This is a genomic window from Sphingobium sp. CR2-8 (genome assembly GCF_035818615.1).
Classification (GTDB): domain Bacteria; phylum Pseudomonadota; class Alphaproteobacteria; order Sphingomonadales; family Sphingomonadaceae; genus Sphingobium.
In genome coordinates this window covers 2,998,598-3,016,334 of record NZ_JAYKZY010000002.1, presented here as the reverse complement: position 1 = coordinate 3,016,334, position 17,737 = coordinate 2,998,598, and the positions used below count along the sequence as shown (strand labels likewise).

Below are 17,737 nucleotides of genomic sequence, written 5' to 3'. Positions count from 1 at the left end.
CGTGCGCCAGCCTTCTGTGCCACCTTGTGAGGACCATTCCGCATGCGGATCGGCATCATCGCCCACCTGAAATATCCGATCGCCGAACCCTTTGCGGGTGGGTTGGAGATGCATACGCATCTGCTCGCCCGGTCGCTGCGCGATCGCGGGCATGCGGTGACGGTCTTCGCCTCGTCGCGATCGGCACCCGAGATCGGCCTGGAAGCGATATGTTCCGAAACGGCGATCAGCACGGTTGGCACTGCCGAAGCGCCCGATATCGCTTTCTTCAAGGAACATCATGCCTATCTGAGTTTGATGAGCGCATTGCGGCATCGGCGCTTCGACATCATCCACAATAACAGTCTTCACTATATCCCGGTGACGATGGCGGACAGCCTACCGATGCCCATGGTGACGACGCTGCACACGCCACCCTTCTGCTGGCTGGAGAGCGGAATCCGCCTGTGCCGCGCGCGCAACAACGCGTTCGTTGCCGTGTCCCAGGCCCTGGGCAGGCTATGGGACCATGTCATACCGACAGACGCCGTCATCATGAACGGTATCGACCTCGACCGCTTCTCCTTCCATCCGACGCCCGATGCGCAGCCCTATCTGGTCTGGTATGGGCGTATCGTGCCCGAAAAGGGCCTGCATCTGGCGATCGCGGCGGCGCGCAAGGTCGGCCTGCCGCTCAAGATTGCCGGACCGATCCTGGACGAGGTCTATTTTCGCGAACAGATCGCTCCGCATCTGGGCGCGGGCGCGAGCCATGTCGGCCATCTGGCGCATGCGACGCTCGCCGCCCTGGTCGGCGGCGCGCGCGCTTTTCTCTGTACGCCCTTGTGGGATGAGCCCTATGGGCTGGTCGTGGCCGAAGCGTTGGCCTGTGGCGTACCGGTGGCCGCCTTTGCGCGTGGTGCGATCCCGGAGATACTGGACTCTTCGTGCGGGGTGCTCGCCGTTCCCGATGATGTGGATTCGCTGGCGGCGTCGGTGCGGTCGGCCCTCTCGCTCGATCGTGCGGCCTGCCGCAGGCGCGCGGAACGGGTGTGCGACGCCCGCCGCATGATCGATGCCTATGAAGCGCTCTATCGCAAACTGGTCGCCCATGGCGACACGAGGCTACGGCTGGTCGGCAAGGCGGCGGCCGATCCCATGTCCGCCATCCTCCCCCTTGGCGGCGCTGCGATCGCTGGACCCGTAGGGGATATGCCGGGCCATGTCTGAGCCTTTTCAGCGCGCCGTCGGGGCGGAGATCGCCGCCTTGCCGATCGTCTTTTGCATCTGTGTGCCGGCGCGCGACGAGGCCGACCGGTTGCCGCTCTTACTCGACGCCATTGCCGGGCAGGACTGGCCTGGGACGATCTGCGTCTCGGTCGCCGTGAACAATAGCACCGACGACAGCCTGGGCGCGATAGCGGCGGCGCGGGCGCGTCATGCGGATCGCCTGGACATCCGGGTGAGCGTGGCCGACTTTCCGGCCGAACTGGCGCATGCGGGATCGGCCCGCCGACTGGCGATGAGCGAGGGCATGCGCTGTCTGCCTGATCTGGATAGCGGCGTGCTGGTCAGCACCGATGCCGACGCCCGCCCGCCCGCCGGATGGCTGCGCGCGATCGCGGCGGCCTTTGCGCGGGGCGCCGATCTGGTTGGCGGCAAGATCGTCATCGACGAGGAGCGCGAGCCTTTGCCGCAAGCGGTCGCGCGGCTGCGCTCCGCATGGGACGGCTATTGGGCGCAGGTGCGCGCCATCGAAGATAGGATAGATCCGGTCGCTTGGGATCCCGCGCCCCGGCATGGCGACCATACGGGGGCGTCGCTGGCGATCAGGGCGAAGCTCTACCTTGCCTGTGGCGGCGTGCCGATCATGCCGACCGGCGAAGACCTGGCGCTGGTGCGGGCGGCGGTCGCGATGGGTGGCCGACTGGCGCATCCCGCCGATGTCCATGTGCGGGTGTCGCCGCGAACCGAGGGGCGGGCCGAAGGCGGCATGGCGGCGGCTATGCGCGACATGTTTCAGGCGGCGGAAGACATGCGCGTGCCGATGGCGCCAGCCTTCCACCATTGGGAGGCCCGGGCGACATGGCGCAGGCATATGCGCGCGCGTCCCGATGGGGATGCGGATATCGCGCGGCAGGAACCGCTGCTGCCACCCATGGTGCACGACATGCCGTTGGAGGCCTGGGAATGAAGGAACGACCGATCGGCTATTATGTGCACCATCATGGGGCCGGGCATCTGGCCCGGGCGCGGGCAATCGCTGCGGCGTCCGGTGGACGTGTCACGCTATTGGGCACGGGGATCGGCGCGCTGGGCATCGATCTGGCGGACGATCGGCCGGTTTCGGGCGGGTTCGACGGCGTCGATAGAGCGGACTGCCGTCCTGATGCGCTGCATTATGCGCCGATCGATCATGGCGGTGTGCGGGCGCGCACCGCGGCGATTTTGCAGTGGATTGCCGCGCAACGGCCATCGCTGATGGTGGTCGACGTATCCGTCGAAGTCGCGATGCTGGCGCGCTTGGCGTCCGTGCCGGTCGTCTATGTCCGGCTGAATGGCGATCGTCGCGATGCGCCGCATCTGGAGGCTTTTCGGGGGCGACCGCCTTGCTCGCCCCGTTCCATGCAGAGCTCGACATGGGATCGACACCGCCATGGGTGCGCGCCAAGACCCGCTATCTGCCGGGCATCACCGCAACGCCGTCGTCCCGCCTTCATGGGGAAGGGCGCACCATCCTGGTAGTTTACGGTCGCGGTGGACAGCCGGGCGATGGTGAGGCGATGGCAAGGGCGGCGAAAAGCTGCCCGGACTGGCGGTGGCGCGTGATGGGGCCCTGTTCCGTGCCGCGTCATCTGCCGGAGAATCTCGACATGCTGGGTTGGGTGGTTGATCCGGATCGCGAAATCGCAGCGGCCACGGTGGTCGTGGGCGCGGCGGGGGACGGGCTTGTGGGCAGCATATTGGCCGCCGATCGGCCGTTCATCTGCATCCCCGAAGACAGGCCCTTTGGCGAACAGCAGGCGATGGCGCGCGGCCTTAACAAGGTCGGTGCGGCGATCGTCCTGTCCCGCTGGCCGGATGTGGCGCAATGGGATGCTCTGATCGCCGAAGCGATCGCGCTCGGCTCGGAAGCGCGACGAAGACTGCACGACCCGGATGGTGTGCGCGTTGCGGCACAATGGCTACAAGGGGTAGCGGATCGCCAGGGACCGGCATGGGATCAGGCGGCATGACGGTCGCCGACAGTCAGACACGCCATGCCGGATCGGCGGAAAATCGGGCGCGGTCCATTGCCGGGGCCTTGGCGCAGCTTGGCGCGCGTTATGATGCTGCCCCGGTCTTTCCCGTCGAGAGCGTGAAGCTGCTGCGCGATGCCGGGTTGCTGGCGACTTTCGCGCCCGTGGAGGCGGGGGGCGATCCTTTTCCCGATCTTCAGCGCGCATATGCCTGCATGATGGCGGTCCTGCGCATCGTCGGGCGCGCTGACCTCAGCGTCGGGCGCCTCTATGAGGGGCATGTGAACGCCCTGCTGCTGTTCGCATGGTTCGGCACTGCGGCCCAGCATGCGATCCTGCGCCAGACGCTGGGTCAGGGCGCGCTCTATGGCGTCTGGGCGACCGAGCCGCCGCCGGGCGTTCATCTGCTCCCTGCGGCAAAGGGGTGGACGCTGGACGGCGCGAAATCCTTTGCGACCGGAGCGGGCGGATTGGCGCATGCGATCATCACCGCCCAGCCGTCAGAGGGATCGCGCCGACTGGTTATCGCACAGGCTGACGATCCCGCGCGGGCCGACCTGTCGCAATGGCGGGTCCGGGGCATGCGCGCGACGGGAAGCGGGCGTTATGATCTGAGCGGCATGGCCATCGCGCAGGACGATCTGCTGGGCGAAGCGGGCGATTATGATCGGGAGCCGGATTTCACCACGGGCGCCTGGCGGTTCACCGCAGTGCAGCTTGGCGGCATCGAGGCACTGTTGACCGAGACGCGGGAGGCCATGACACCGCCGGCGCGGGCCGATCCCCTGCAACGCGCGAAATTTGCAGATGCAGTCGCGGCGACGCGTACGGCCTATCTGTGGGTGCGCGAATGCGCCTTGCGGGCGGCGGCAAGGGATATCGATGGCCCGGCCTTCGCACGGATGACTCGTGGCGTCGTGGAGCGTGCGGCGCTCGACGTGATGGAACTGGCGAGCCGCATCGTGGGAACGCGCAGCGCCGTCGATGGAGAGCGAATCGACAAGATCATCCGCGACCTCAGCCTCTATCTTCGCCAGGCCGGTCCCGATCATGCCAAGGATGAGGCGGCGATCGCTTGGATCGACCATGATGTCTGGGGCGATGGAGACAGGCTTTGGTGAGCGGGCGCGCGGTTGCGCGCCCGATAGCGGGGCGGCCCTGGCGCTACCGACGCTGGTTGCTGCTGGCCCCGCATCCCGATGACGAGACATTGGGGACGGGCGCGTTGATCGCGCAATTGGGCGCGACCGATTGCCTGGCCGGTCTGGTCTATCTGACCGATGGGTCGGGATCGCACCCGGTGCGTGACGACAGGGCCGGTCGCCTGATCGCCACCCGCAAACGCGAGGGGACGCTGGCGCTGCGGCGGTTGCTGGGTGGCCGGGGATCGGCGCCGCTTTTCCTGGGATGGCGGGACGCGCATCCGGAAGATGTGGACAGCCCGGCGTTTGCGCGCAGTCGTCGCAGGCTGGCGGCGCTGTGCGTTCGGTTGCGGGTCGACATCATCGCGACGACGGCGTTGCAGGAGCCGCATTGCGATCATGCGGCCGCCGCCAGGCTGGCATGCGCGGTGAAATCGTCGTGCAAGCGCAGGCTCTTCGTTGCCGAATATCCGGTCTGGGGCGCGCCGCCGACGGCACGAACCCATCGTGCGCTGATGACCAGGCCGATGCTGCCGGGGGTGCGCCGCCACGCGCTGGCCGCCCATCGCAGTCAGTTGACGGCGGCCCATGGCGAAGGCTTCCGCCTGCCCAAGGACAAGCGCCGCATGACGCCGCATGATATCCTCTATGTCAGGAGACGATGATGGCCCGGCATCCGACCACGATGGACGCAGGATATTTCGAAACCATGTTTCGCGAGACGAGCGATCCCTGGGATCTGGAGACGAGCGCCTATGAGCAGGCCAAGTATGAGGACAGCGTCCAGGCGCTGTCCGGCCGGATCTATGCCCATGCGCTGGAAGTCGGGTGCGCGAAAGGCATGCTGACCGCCAGGCTAGCGCCGCAATGCGAGGCTTTATTGGCGATCGACGTGAGCGAAACCGCCCTGCAGGCGGCGCGGAAACGGGTGGCGACGTTCGATCAGGTCGCCTTCGAGCGCATGATGTTTCCCAAGGACACGCCCAGCGACCGGTTCGATCTGGTGGTCCTGTCCGAGGTCGCTTATTATTGGGACGACGCCGATCTGGCGCGGGCGGCCGATTGGTTGCAGGCGCAGCTAGTGTCGGGCGGCGACCTTCTGCTCGTCCACTTCACCGGCGAAACCGATTATCCGCAAAGCGGCGACGATGCCGTCACCAAGCTTTGGGCGCGGTTGGGCGAGCGGATGACGATCGTCCGGGCCGACAGACGGGCCCGCTATCGGCTCGACCTGTGGCGTCATACCATATGAGCATCAGCGTCCTGACGATCGTCAAGAACCGGGCGGGGCATCTGGCCCAGCTTGTCGAAGGTTTGCGGCGCAGCGCCGTGCTGCCCGACGAGCTGATCATCGTGGACATGGGCAGCGATTCCCCGGTGGCTGCGCCCGATTGCGCCTTCCCGGTGCATGTCATCCGGCTGGGCGGCGAGGGCCTGCCCCTGGCTGCCGCCCGCAACGCCGCCGCGCGCGCGGCTGTCGGCGATCATCTGTTGTTCCTGGACGTGGATTGCATTCCGATGCGCGACCTGGTGGGGGCCATGCGCGACCAGCTGGATCGGGAGGATCATCTGTTCTGCGCCGAAGCCTTTTATCTGGGGCCGACGGATGCGCGGGGCGCGTGGGACGAAGAGCTGCTCAAGCGTTCGGCCATGCCTCATCCGGTGCGGGCATTCCCCGCCACGGGGGTGCGGGAAGAGGCCAATGCCGGTCTGTTCTGGTCCTTGATATTCGGTATCCGCCGCGTGCGGTTCATCGCGCTGGGCGGATTTGACGAGGCGTTCACCGGCTATGGCGCGGAGGACACCGATTTCGGGTTCAGGGCGCAGCGCGCTGGCCTTCCCCTGATGTTCATCGGCGGGCCGGGCGCTTTCCATCAATATCATGACGTGCTCGATCCACCGCTCCAGCATTTTGGGGATATCGTGCACAATGCGCGGCGCTTCCACAAACGCTGGCAATTCTGGCCGATGGAGGGCTGGCTGCGGGCCTTTGCCGACATGGGCTTCATCCGATGGTCCGATCAGGCGATCGTGGTGCTTCGCCGTCCCGATGAAGCCGACCTGACACGGGCGCGCCGAGCGTCCGCCGCCTAGAGCATGATTCGATCCTACAGGGTCGGATTATGCGACATGTGGCTGGCCCTGGGGAGGTGCGCATATTTTCAGGCGGCGGATCGCAGGAGCCGACGGACCGTTGTCGATCTGGTTGCCGAAGCCGTTTTTTTTATCCATGTGCCTAGCGATGAGTCATTCAAGCGATATGGATGCCGAGGTGCGCGCGGCAAAGCAAAACGCGCTTGTCGATCTTGCCGACGCCCTGCGCAATCTGCGCGATCCCGCAGACATTCTATTCGCCGCCGCGCAAATCCTGGGTCGCGCGCTCCAGGTTGGCCGGGTCGGCTACGCCGCCATCGACCATGATGAAGAGACGCTGCACGTCGATTGCGACTGGACGGCGCCGGGCGTCGAAACGTTGGCGGGCGTCCTGTCCCTGCGGGACTATGGATCGTTCGTCGACGGTCTGAAGCGAGGCGAATTCACCGTCATCAGCGATATTCGGCAGGATGCGCGCACCGCCGATCCGGCCGCCATCCGCGCGCTGGAGGGTAAAACCACCCGCGCCTTCGTCAACGCGCCGGTGGTCGAACATGGACGGCTCGTCGCCATGTTTTTCGTGAACGCCGTTACGGTGCGGGCGTGGAGCGACGCCGAGCTGGCGCTGATCCGCGAGTTTGCCGAGCGGACCCGGCTCGCCGTGTCGCGCGCGCGCGGGGAGCAGGCGCTGCAACGCAGCCAGGAACGCTACCGTACGCTGTTCGAATCGATCGAATCCGGTTTCTGCGTCGTCGAAGTCGATCTGGATGGATCGGACGGACGGATCGACTATCGGGTGATCGAGGCCAATCCGGCCTTCTATCTGCAGACCGGTTTTCCCGAGGCGATCACGGGGCGATGGTTGCGCGAAGCGGCGCCCGACCTGGAGGACCAGTGGTATGAGGCCTATGGCCGGGTCGCCGCGACCGGGGAGCCTGCTCGTTTCGAACAAGGATCGCGCGCGCTGGGCCGGTGGTTCGACGTCAATGCATTTCGTGTCGGGGATGCGGTCGACCGCCGTGTCGGCATATTGTTCAACGATATTTCCGCGCGGCGGAATGCCGAAGAACGCTTGCGCGAACTCAACGACACGCTGGAACAGCAGGTCACGGCCCGGTCGGCCGAGCGGGACCAGCTTTGGACCCTGTCCCAGGACATGCTCGCCCGCGCGGACTTCAGCGGCATGATGTCGGCCGTCAGTCCCGCTTGGACGCGGACATTGGGCTGGAGCGCCACGGAACTGCTCAGTCGCGGCTACGCCACCTTCATGCACCCCGACGATATGGCGCCGACGTTGGACGCCATCGCGCAGATGGCGCAGACGCATCAGCCCGCCCGCTTCGAAAACCGCATCGCGACGCAGGATGGCGGGTGGAAGCATATCGAATGGACCGTGGCGCCGGAGGCCGATGGCGTGAACTTCATCGCCGTGGGCCGCGATCTCAGCCAGGCGAAGGCCCGGGAAGCGGAACTGGAAATCGCGCAGGAAGCGCTGCGGCAGAGCCAGAAGATGGAAGCGATGGGCAGCCTGACGGGCGGCGTCGCGCATGATTTCAACAATCTGCTGACGCCCATCGTCGGCTCGCTCGACATGCTCAAGCGCAAGGGCATCGGCACCGAGCGCGAGCAGCGACTGATCGACGGCGCGATGCAGTCGGCGGAACGCGCCAAGACGCTGGTCCAGCGGCTGCTCGCCTTCGCCCGGCGGCAACCGTTGCAGGCCACGGCAGTGGACATCGGTCGCCTGGTCGATGGCATGGCGGACCTGATCGCCAGCACGACCGGTCCCCAGATTCGCGTGGTCGTCGATGCTGCCGCCGACCTGCCCGCAGCGACCGCAGACGCCAACCAGCTCGAAATGGCGCTCCTGAACCTGGCGGTCAACGCCCGCGACGCGATGCCCGATGGCGGGACGCTGCGCATCGCGGCGTCCGGCGAAACCGCCGGGTCGCGCCATGTCGGCGACCTCAAACCCGGGGACTATATCCGCCTGTCCGTCAGCGACACGGGCAGCGGCATGGACGACGACACGCGCAAGCGGGCGGTCGAACCCTTTTTCTCCACCAAGGGGATCGGCAAGGGGACCGGGCTTGGCCTGTCCATGGTCCATGGTCTGGCGTTGCAACTGGGTGGGGCGTTGACCATCCACAGTCGGCCAGGCGAGGGCACCGACGTCGCGCTGTGGCTGCCGGTGAGCGCGGTGCGGGCGGAGGATGTCAGCGCACCTGTCGGAGAGCAATCGACTCATAGCGGCGCCGGGGTCGCGCTGCTGGTCGATGACGAGGAAATCGTGCGTATCAGCACGGCCAACATGCTTCTCGACCTGGGTTATGAGGTGGTGGAGGCGGACTCGGCCGAACGGGCCTTGCAACTGATAGGGGACGGGTTGGCCCCGCAATTGCTGGTGACGGACCATCTGATGCCCTACATGACCGGGACCGACCTCATACGGATGCTCAAACCGGTTCAGCCGACGCTCAAGGTGCTGATCGTGTCGGGCTATGCCGAGGCGGAAGGGATCGAACCCGACGTACCACGCCTGACCAAACCATTCCGCCGGGATGAGCTGGCGCGCATGCTGGCGGCCATCGGTTCCAACAGTCCCGACGCCTGATCCGATCGCTTCGGACGGGAGGCCGCGGGGCTGCGGTCTGTGGTATGACAGCCCTGTATCCGAACTTTCATCGCTTTGTCATGGCTGTGCCGTCGCGTGGTCACATCCATAGGGCAGCGGCGAGCGCATCCAGACACATGGGGGCTCGCCAATGACATATCGCATCCGCATCCTTGCCGTCCTGCTCGCAGGCTGCTCGACCGTTCCCGCCCTGGCCCAGACGGGCCTGCCCGAAGCCGAAGCGACCGGCGCCGGCGAAGAGATCGTCGTCACCGCCCAGAAGATCGAACAGCGCGCAATGGACGTGCCGATCACCATCTCCGCGATCAGCGGCAAGCGGATGGAGCAGATCGGCGTATCGGACCTGGACGAACTGTCCAACTATATTCCCGGCCTCAATATTCAGGAACAGAGCGCCAACAATCCGGGCATCGTCATTCGCGGCATCACGTCGGACAGCGGATCGGCCCAGCAGGCGCCCCGCGTCACCCTCTATTATAACGGCGTCGACATATCGCGTTCGCGCGGTTCCTATCAGGACATTTACGACATGGAGCGGATCGAGGTGATCAAGGGGCCGCAGGCGACCTTGTTCGGCACCGCGTCGGCCGTGGGCGCGATCAGCATGATTTCCGCGCGGCCCAAGCCCGGCTTTGCCGCCGAACTGTCGGCGGGCTACGGCAATTACGACGCCAAGCTGCTGACCGGCTTCGTCAATGCCGGGTCGGACAAGGTCGCAGGTCGTGTCGCCTTCGCCTGGAAAAAGCGCGACGGCTATGTAAAGAATCTGTCGGCGACGCAGGATGATCTATATGCGCGCGATCAGCTGGGCGTGCGCGGCTCGCTGCGCCTGACGCCGACGGAGCGCTTCACCGCAGACCTGATCCTGACCTACGACCGGCAGCGCAATTCGGGCACGCCGTTCATTTCCCGCGCGTTGCCGACATCCGAAGGCCCGGGCAATCCCTTCGGATCGGCGAACCTGAGCGGATCGCCGCTGTCCTCCACGGTGCTGGGCGGCGACAAGCTGGGCCTGCATCGCGATGTCTATGACGCCAATCTGACCGTCGCCTGGGAGATTGACGACGGCTGGACGCTGACGATGGTCAACGGCTATCGCGATTTCAACAGCAACGAACTGTTCGACGCCGATGGTTCGGCCGCCTGGTATCTGGAATTTGCGGAAAAAGCGATCGGCTGGCAGGCGAGTCACGAGACGCGCTTTTCCTACGCCGACGATCATTTCCGCGGATCGTTCGGCTGGAACATGTTCCGCGAGAAGAACCGTCAGCGCGTGCCCTTCTCGACCGAGGAAGGCACCTATATCCAGTGCGCGACGCGCGCGGTTCCCGGCCTGCCGTGCATCGCGGCCAACGGCACGGTCACCGCATCGCAGGCGACCGCCATCCTGACGAGGGGCGCGGCCACGGTCATCCCCTATAGTTCGGTGTATGAAAATCAGGGGAAGAACGACAGCTATTCGATGTTCGCCGACGGCACCTGGATCGCGACGCCGTCGCTGGAACTGACCGCCGGTATCCGTGCGCTCATCGAGAAACGCCGGTCGGGCTATGTCACGACCGTCCCCAATTCGGTGCTGAGCCGCGCGCCGCTGATCCCCGGTCAGGTCAACACCAACGGCCGGGTGCTGCGCGCCGAGGATAGTTTCATCGCCTTCCTGCCGCGCTTCAACATCCTCTATCGCTTCTCGCCTGCGGTGAACGCCTTCGCCACTGTGTCCAAAGGCCGCCGCTCGCCGACCGTCAGCCTGGACGCCGGCGCTGGCGGCACGGCGCGGATCAATCAGATCCCGGAAGAAAATGTCTGGAACTATGAAGTCGGGCTGAAGGGCAATAGCGGCATCTTCTCCGGATCGCTCGGCGTCTATTACCAGACCTACGACAATTTCCAGGTCAGCGTGACGGGCAGCGATGGCGTGACGCGCACGGTCAGCGCCGGTACGGCCAGCAATCTGGGCGTCGAGGCGGAGGTGATGGTCCAGCCGACCTCCTGGCTGAACCTGTTCGCCAATGGCGGCTATATCGACGGAGGCATCGACGACAAGCCGGAGAATGGCCGCTTTGCCGGCGATCAGTTCCGCCTTCAGCCCAAATTCCAGGCGGCGGCAGGCTTCACCATCGATGCGCCGATCGGCAACGGCATGCGTGTCTTCGCGACGCCCAGCGTCACCTATCGCAGCAAGATCTTCTTCGAAGTGCCGAACACCGATGCGATCAGCCAGAAGGGTGTGACGCTGGTCAATGTTCGGGCCGGTGTCAGTTTCGCCGATGCGCGATATGAGATCGCCGGGTTCGTGCGCAACGCGACGAACAAAAACTATCTGCTCGACGCGGGCAACACCGGCGGCGCGTTCGGTATCCCCACCTACATCCCGGCCGAGCCGCGCTTCTACGGCGTACAACTCACCGGCCGTTTCTGAGCCTGCGTGCAAAGGAGAGCATCATGAGCTTCACGATCGATCGCCGCCTGCTCATCAAGGCCAGCATGCTGGGTCTGGGCGCGCTGTCCATTCCCGGCGCCGCGCAGATATTGGGCGGGCGGGGCTTTACCCATGGCGTCGCCAGCGGGGAGCCGGGCCTCGATTCGGTGCTGCTTTGGACCCGCTATGTCGGGTCGAGCGACACCGCATTGCGCGCCGAAGTCGCCAGCGATGCGGCTTTTACGAAGGTCATATCGGGCGGGGAGGCGACGGCGCGCGCCGATGCCGATCATACCGCTAAGATCATCGTCAACGGTCTTCAGCCCGGCCAATGGTATTTCTATCGCTTCATCGCGCCCGATGGCCGCATCAGCCGGACCGGGCGCACCCGCACCCTGCCGCAAGGCGACGTGTCGCGCTTCGGCATCGGCCTCTTTTCCTGCTCCAACATGCCGTTCGGCTGGTTCAACGCCTATGGCCATGCCGCTGCGCGCGACGATATCGACCTCGTCATCCATTGCGGCGATTATCTCTACGAATATGATCGCGGTCATTATCCCAGCCTGGAAGAGACGGTGCCGGGGCGCGTCATCGAACCGGCGAACGAGATGGTGACGCTGGCCGATTACCGCCTGCGCTATGCATCCTATCGGCTGGACCCGGATTTTCAGGCGCTGCACGCCGCCTTCCCGATGATCGCGCAATGGGACGATCATGAACTGGCGAACGACGCCTATGTCGACGGCGCGGAAAATCATCAGCCCGACAAGGAAGGCGAATGGTCCGTCCGCAAGGCAGCGGCGCAGAAGGTCTATCGCGAATGGATGCCGGTATCGGACGCGATGTATGACAGTTTCCAGATCGGCACGCTGGCGACCATCTTCCTGCCGGAGACGCGGATCACCGCGCGCAACAAGCAGTTGAACGTCGGCGAAGCCGTGGCGGGGCGCGGCGACCTGGCCAAGGCGCTGGCCGATTTTCGCGACGGGCCGTGGAGTGCGAAGGATCGTACGCTAATGGGCGCGGACCAGGAAAAATGGCTGTACGACGGCTTCGCCAAGTCGAAGAAAGAGGGGACGGCCTGGCAGATCCTCGCCCAGCAGGTCATCATGGGCTATGGTCGCTTCCCCACCAACGCGGCCGACTGGGTGCCCGCCAACGCGCCGGCAATCGTGCGCAAGACGCTGGCTGGTGCGGTTGCCGCATCGCAGGCGGGGCTGCCCTTTAATATGGACAGCTGGGACGGCTATCCCGCCGCCCGGAACCGGCTGTACGACGCCGCCTTGGCGGTCGACGCCGACCTTGTCGTCCTGTCGGGCGACAGCCATAATGCCTGGGGTTATAATCTGGGCGAACGCGGGCCGGGGCAGGGCGGCGGCAAGGACAGGGTCGGCGTGGAGTTCGCCGGGCACAGCGTGACCTCTCCGGGCTTCGAAACCTACGCCAAGGGTGTCCCGCCAGCCGACATTGCCCGCGCGCTGCGGTCGGTCAATCCGGGCATGGCCTTTTGCGACACCAGCCAGCGTGGCTATGTCTCGCTCGAACTGACGCCGCAGCAGGTCGCGGGGAACTGGCATTTCATGAAGGATATCCGCACCCGCACGACCGATCTGGCCGGCACCCATCGGATGACGGTGCAGCGCGGCGCGAAGCTGTTGCAGGACGCCTGACGATCAGAGGGCGATCGACCGGGACGTCTGATAGACGTTCCGGTCGATCGGTGCTGCAAATGCCGTCCGCGCTTGATCCATTCCGGACAAAAAATCGCGGCGTGCATTTCTAGGCGTAACTGCCGCTTAAGCATGTTTTTCTTGGCCGAACATTATCCGCAACGTCGCAAATCGGGCGGTTCTCGTGCGATTAGTGTCGCACCTATTAACCCGATCTAAAACCGTTCCGCTCTTTAATATCGGTCATGAAACGGTTTCGTCTTCCTCGACAGTGGAATCGGGAGTCCGGGCAACTCCCCCTCGCGCACGCACGGCCTGTCTTAGGCACTCAAGGCGTGGCGCGGGATTGGGCGCCTGCCTGCCTCCTGCTGATCGTCGGACTGGCGGGTCTTGGCATCGGCTGGATCGCCAGCGCCAAGGATTCCGGCCAATATCTGGTCGTAGCATCGCCCGGATCGACCCTTGCGGACATGATGACCATGATCCGCGCCGCCGATGGCGGACTGGTGGCGCCGGGGCGCTTCGCCAATATCGTCATCGCCGGTTCGGATCGTACGAATTTCCCGGCGGATTTGCGCAAGGCGGGCGCCTGGCTGGCGATCGCGACCCCGGCCCGGAACGGCTGCACCGCACCATTATCGCAGGAATCCCCATCATGATCGTGGAACTCGACAAGCTGCGTCAGCATTTCGGGCGCTTCCTGCTGGCTCTGTTCTGGGCGCATGTCCCGCTGCTGGCGGCGACCGCCATGCTGACCGGTCATTCGCCGCTCTGGGCCGCGCTAGCCGGCGCGGTGCTGGCGGGCAGCTATCATCTGATCTGGTGGCGGCGCGGAATCGCGCCCGCGACGCGCTATCTGTCCGCAGTCGCCCTGATGGGCGAACCGGCGATCCTGCTGGTCCTTCTGAGCGGCCATGCGTGGCAGATGGACATGCATATGTATTTCTTCGCCATGCTGGCGCTGACGATCGCGTGGTGCGACCGGCGGGCGATAATGGTCGCCGCGACCGCGACGGCGCTGCATCATCTGCTGCTGCTCTATCTGTTGCCCTATGCCGTGTTCCCAGGACAGGGCAATCTGGAGCGGGTCATTCTGCACGCCGCGATCGTCGCCTTCCAGACGGCGGTGCTGGTCTGGCTGAGCGACCGGCTGGTGGAAAGTTTCGGCAGCAACCAGCGCATGGGCGAGGAAATTCTCGCCAAGAACGAGGCGCTGGAGGATCGCACGCGCGAAGCGGAGGAGGCGAGCCGCGCCAAGAGCCTGTTCCTTGCCAATATGAGCCATGAAATCCGCACGCCGATGAACGCGATCCTGGGCTTTTGCCATCTGGTCGCACGCACCGACCTTGATCCCAAGCAAAAGGATTATGTGACCAAGATCGACAAGGCGGGCATATCGCTGCTGCGGCTCATCAACGATATTCTCGACTTTTCGAAGAATGAGGCGGGCAAGCTGTTGCTGGAAGCCCACCCCTTCGATCTGCGGACCGCGGTGGAAAACCAGGTGCAACTGGTCGCCGCCGAAGCCGAGGCGAAACGGGTGCGGATTCAATCCACGATCGACAGCGCCGTGCCGCGTCGCCTGGTCGCCGATGAAATGCGGTTCAATCAGGTCGTGCTCAACCTGCTGAGCAACGCGGTCAAATTTTCCGAGGACGGCGCCGTCACGATCAGCCTCGATGTGGCGCAGCAGGCGGGCGACAAGGTCATGCTGCAATTGGCCGTTCGCGACACCGGCATCGGCATGACGCAGGAGCAACAGGCGTCGCTGTTCAACAGCTTCACCCAGGCGGACAGTTCGACCACGCGGCGCTTCGGCGGCACGGGGCTTGGCCTCGCCATCTGTCGCCAGATCGTGGAACAGATGGGCGGCACGATCGCGGTGGAAAGCGCGCCGGGCGAGGGCAGCTGCTTCACATGCGCATTCAGCATGAAGATCGAAGACGATGCCGAGGCGATGGAGATAGATGTGCCCGCATCGGTCCGGCGTCTGCGGGTGCTGGCGGCGGACGACAATCCGGCGTCGCGCCAGATCATGCAGGATATATTCGCCGGGTGGGACATGCATATCGATCTGGTCGCGTCGGGCGAGGAAGCACTGGGCGCGCTGCACACGGCCGATGGGGGCGACGCGCCCTATGACCTGCTGTTGCTGGACTGGAAGATGCCGGGCATGGACGGCATGCAGACCATCAAGGCCATGGAAGCCATGACGTTCAGGACGCATAAGCCCAAGGCGTTGATCGTGTCGGCTTATGGCGCGGACGATTTCGTCATCGATGCCCAAAGTTGCGACATCGCCGGCTTCCTGACGAAACCGGTCGTGCCGCACACGCTGATCGACACGATTTCAGGCATTTTCCCCCTGGACGCGACACCTGTCCAGCCCGTTGCGGTGGCGACGGCGGATGTTCCGATGGTGGCGCCCCATTTGCGTGGGCTGTCCGTCCTGTTGGTCGAGGATAATGAAATCAACCGCGAGATCGCGACCGAGTTGCTGGGCGACGCGGGTCTGCTGGTCGAATGCGCGGAAAACGGAAGCATCGCCTGCGACAAGGTGCGCGCGAACATCGCTGGATATGCGGCGGTGCTGATGGACGTGCAGATGCCGGAAATGGACGGCGTCACCGCGACGAAGATCATCCGCGAAAGCTGGTCGGCGGATCGCCTGCCGATCATCGCCATGACGGCCCATGCCTATGAGGAGGAAAAGCAGCGCTGCCTCAAGGCCGGGATGAACGACCATATCGCCAAGCCGGTGGACCCCGCCCTTCTGGTGCGGACGCTGGATCGCTGGTTGCAGGCGGATCAGGCGACGGCGGCAGTCGCGCAGACCCAGTCACCCAAACTACCGGGCGCGCGCCTGCCCGATATATTGCCGCCGTTCGACCTCAAGGCCGCGTTGCTGCGCGTCAATGGGAAGGAGGCTCTGCTGCACAAGCTGATCGTCGCGTTCGGCGACAGCTATGCGACTGTCGCGCATGACCTGCGGACGCATATCGCCATCGGCCTGCTGCCCGATGCGCGGCGTCTCGCCCATAGTCTCAAGGGCGTGGCAGGGTCGCTCGAATTGCCCGGCGTCCAGAATGTGGCGTCCGATATCGAAAGGATGCTGGCGGGCGGGGAGCTGGATGATGCCAGGCTTGCGATCGGGCGGCTGGAAAGCGAAATCGCGCCTGCCATCGCTGCGGCACGAAGCCTCTCCGCTCCGACCGTTGCGGCAGCGCCCGCTGCGACAGGCGTTGCCGATCGCGACGCCGTGACAGCGGCGCGCGAAGCGCTGCGCGAACTGGTCCGCCGCCGCAGTCTGGGCGCGCGCGCCAGCTTCCATCATATGGCCGACCTGATGGGCCTGTGCAGCGAAGCGAGAAGCGCGCATGGGGTGTTCCGGGCTCTGGAAACGCTCGACTACGACACCGCGCTTGCGCTGATCGATGCGGAACGGGCTGATCATGGATTGGATCGGCGCGTCGCCGATCATGCCGGGAGGGCCTGATGACAAAGGCGACCATCCTCATCGTCGATGATGAAGTCTCGAACATCGAGATCATGAATGCCGTGCTGGAAGATGATTATGAAGTCTGCTTCGCCACATCCGGGCAGCAGGCGCTGGATACGGCGCGTGCGGCGCAGCCGGACCTGATCCTGCTCGACGTGCTGATGCCCGGGATCGACGGTTTCGAAGTGTGCCGCCAGTTGAAGGACGATCCGCTGCTGGCGGATATCCCGGTCATTTTCACGACGGGGCTGGGGGACACGGCAGACGAGATGCGCGGCCTGTCGCTGGGTGCGATCGATTATGTGACCAAGCCGATCCAGCCCGCGATCCTGCGCGCGCGCGTGGGCAATCATGTGGAACTCAAGCAGTTGCGCGATCAACTGGCGAACATGGCCGTGACCGACGCCCTGACCGGGCTTCGCAACCGCCGCCATATGGAGCGCGCGTTGAACGATGAGATCGTGCGCCTGGGCAGGACCGGCCAATGGCTGTCGGTCATCATGCTGGACATCGACTTCTTCAAGCAGTTCAATGACCTGTACGGCCATCCGGCGGGCGATCGCTGCATCGTGATGGTCGCGTCGGCGCTCACGCGCGCGGTCAAGCGGGCGACGGATATGTCGGCCCGTTATGGCGGCGAGGAATTTGCCTGCATCCTGCCCGACATCGATGCGCATGGCGCGGAACTGGTGGCGCAGGAGATACGCCTGCAAATCCAGTCGCTGAATATTCCGCACGCCCAGTCGCAGATAAGCCCGTTCATCACCGTCAGCATCGGCGTGGCGAGCGCCCGATGCGCGCCCGACATGATCCCGGATCAATGGGTGTCGGAAGCGGATCGTCGGCTCTACGAAAGCAAGAAGCGGGGGCGGAACTGCATCACCGTCGCGGAATTTGGCGGTTCGTCGTTGGATGCCGACGCGATTCGGTCCGCCTCGGTTCGCTGACGGCGCATCCGGAATTCTGCCCGACAAAAGTAACCCCGCCGGGAATATTCCACGGCGGGGCCAAGGTTCAGGGAGGTGTCACTCCAAAGGGGGAAGAAGTGACAACCCCTATA

The 17,737-nt window shown here is 64.9% G+C and carries 14 protein-coding genes; all 14 read left to right on the top strand.

Going from position 1 to position 17,737, the window contains the following annotated elements; translation table 11 throughout:
* Nucleotides 1–42: 42 nt before the first annotated feature.
* The 14 genes from U5A82_RS18745 (at nt 43) to U5A82_RS18680 (ending at nt 17,624) form a co-directional block, all read left to right on the top strand.
* Nucleotides 43–1,209: a glycosyltransferase gene (locus tag U5A82_RS18745; protein WP_326292383.1), complete on the top strand. Its 1,167-nt coding sequence runs from the start codon at nt 43–45 to the stop codon at nt 1,207–1,209.
* Complete coding sequence (locus tag U5A82_RS18740; RefSeq protein WP_326292382.1) at nt 1,202–2,173, top strand: glycosyltransferase family 2 protein; 972 nt, start codon at nt 1,202–1,204, stop codon at nt 2,171–2,173. Before U5A82_RS18745 ends, U5A82_RS18740 begins: the two co-directional genes overlap by 8 nt.
* Nucleotides 2,170–2,724, top strand: coding sequence for a hypothetical protein (locus U5A82_RS18735; RefSeq protein WP_326292381.1), 555 nt, complete (start codon nt 2,170–2,172; stop codon nt 2,722–2,724). Before U5A82_RS18740 ends, U5A82_RS18735 begins: the two co-directional genes overlap by 4 nt.
* Nucleotides 2,619–3,215: a hypothetical protein gene (locus tag U5A82_RS18730; protein WP_326292380.1), complete on the top strand. Its 597-nt coding sequence runs from the start codon at nt 2,619–2,621 to the stop codon at nt 3,213–3,215. Before U5A82_RS18735 ends, U5A82_RS18730 begins: the two co-directional genes overlap by 106 nt.
* Nucleotides 3,212–4,339: an acyl-CoA dehydrogenase family protein gene (locus U5A82_RS18725; RefSeq protein WP_326292379.1), complete on the top strand. Its 1,128-nt coding sequence runs from the start codon at nt 3,212–3,214 to the stop codon at nt 4,337–4,339. The genes U5A82_RS18730 and U5A82_RS18725 overlap by 4 nt, the downstream gene beginning before the upstream one ends.
* Nucleotides 4,336–5,025 carry a PIG-L deacetylase family protein gene (locus U5A82_RS18720; protein WP_326292378.1) on the top strand — a complete coding sequence of 230 codons (690 nt, stop codon included), beginning with the start codon at nt 4,336–4,338 and terminating at the stop codon, nt 5,023–5,025. The genes U5A82_RS18725 and U5A82_RS18720 overlap by 4 nt, the downstream gene beginning before the upstream one ends.
* The gene (locus U5A82_RS18715) at nt 5,025–5,612 is read left to right on the top strand and encodes an SAM-dependent methyltransferase (RefSeq protein ID WP_326292377.1); all 588 of its coding nucleotides are present in this window, start codon (nt 5,025–5,027) and stop codon (nt 5,610–5,612) included. Before U5A82_RS18720 ends, U5A82_RS18715 begins: the two co-directional genes overlap by 1 nt.
* Nucleotides 5,609–6,454, top strand: a complete 846-nt coding sequence (locus U5A82_RS18710; RefSeq protein ID WP_326292376.1) for a glycosyltransferase family 2 protein — start codon at nt 5,609–5,611, stop codon at nt 6,452–6,454. Before U5A82_RS18715 ends, U5A82_RS18710 begins: the two co-directional genes overlap by 4 nt.
* Nucleotides 6,455–6,602: 148 nt before the next feature.
* Entirely contained in the window at nt 6,603–9,068 is a 2,466-nt protein-coding gene (locus tag U5A82_RS18705) for an ATP-binding protein (RefSeq protein WP_326292375.1), read from the top strand.
* Nucleotides 9,069–9,219: 151 nt separating this feature from the next.
* A complete protein-coding gene (locus U5A82_RS18700; protein ID WP_326292374.1) occupies nt 9,220–11,508 on the top strand; it encodes a TonB-dependent receptor in 2,289 nt (762 codons plus the stop codon).
* Between the two features lie 23 nt (nt 11,509–11,531).
* Nucleotides 11,532–13,178 carry an alkaline phosphatase D family protein gene (locus tag U5A82_RS18695; protein ID WP_326292373.1) on the top strand — a complete coding sequence of 549 codons (1,647 nt, stop codon included), beginning with the start codon at nt 11,532–11,534 and terminating at the stop codon, nt 13,176–13,178.
* Between the two features lie 335 nt (nt 13,179–13,513).
* Entirely contained in the window at nt 13,514–13,837 is a 324-nt protein-coding gene (locus U5A82_RS18690) for a hypothetical protein (protein ID WP_326292372.1), read from the top strand.
* Nucleotides 13,834–16,674 (top strand): hybrid sensor histidine kinase/response regulator, encoded by a 2,841-nt coding sequence (locus tag U5A82_RS18685; protein WP_326292371.1) that lies wholly within the window; start codon nt 13,834–13,836, stop codon nt 16,672–16,674. Before U5A82_RS18690 ends, U5A82_RS18685 begins: the two co-directional genes overlap by 4 nt.
* Nucleotides 16,674–17,624: a diguanylate cyclase gene (locus U5A82_RS18680; RefSeq protein ID WP_326292370.1), complete on the top strand. Its 951-nt coding sequence runs from the start codon at nt 16,674–16,676 to the stop codon at nt 17,622–17,624. The genes U5A82_RS18685 and U5A82_RS18680 overlap by 1 nt, the downstream gene beginning before the upstream one ends.
* Nucleotides 17,625–17,737 lie beyond the last annotated feature (113 nt).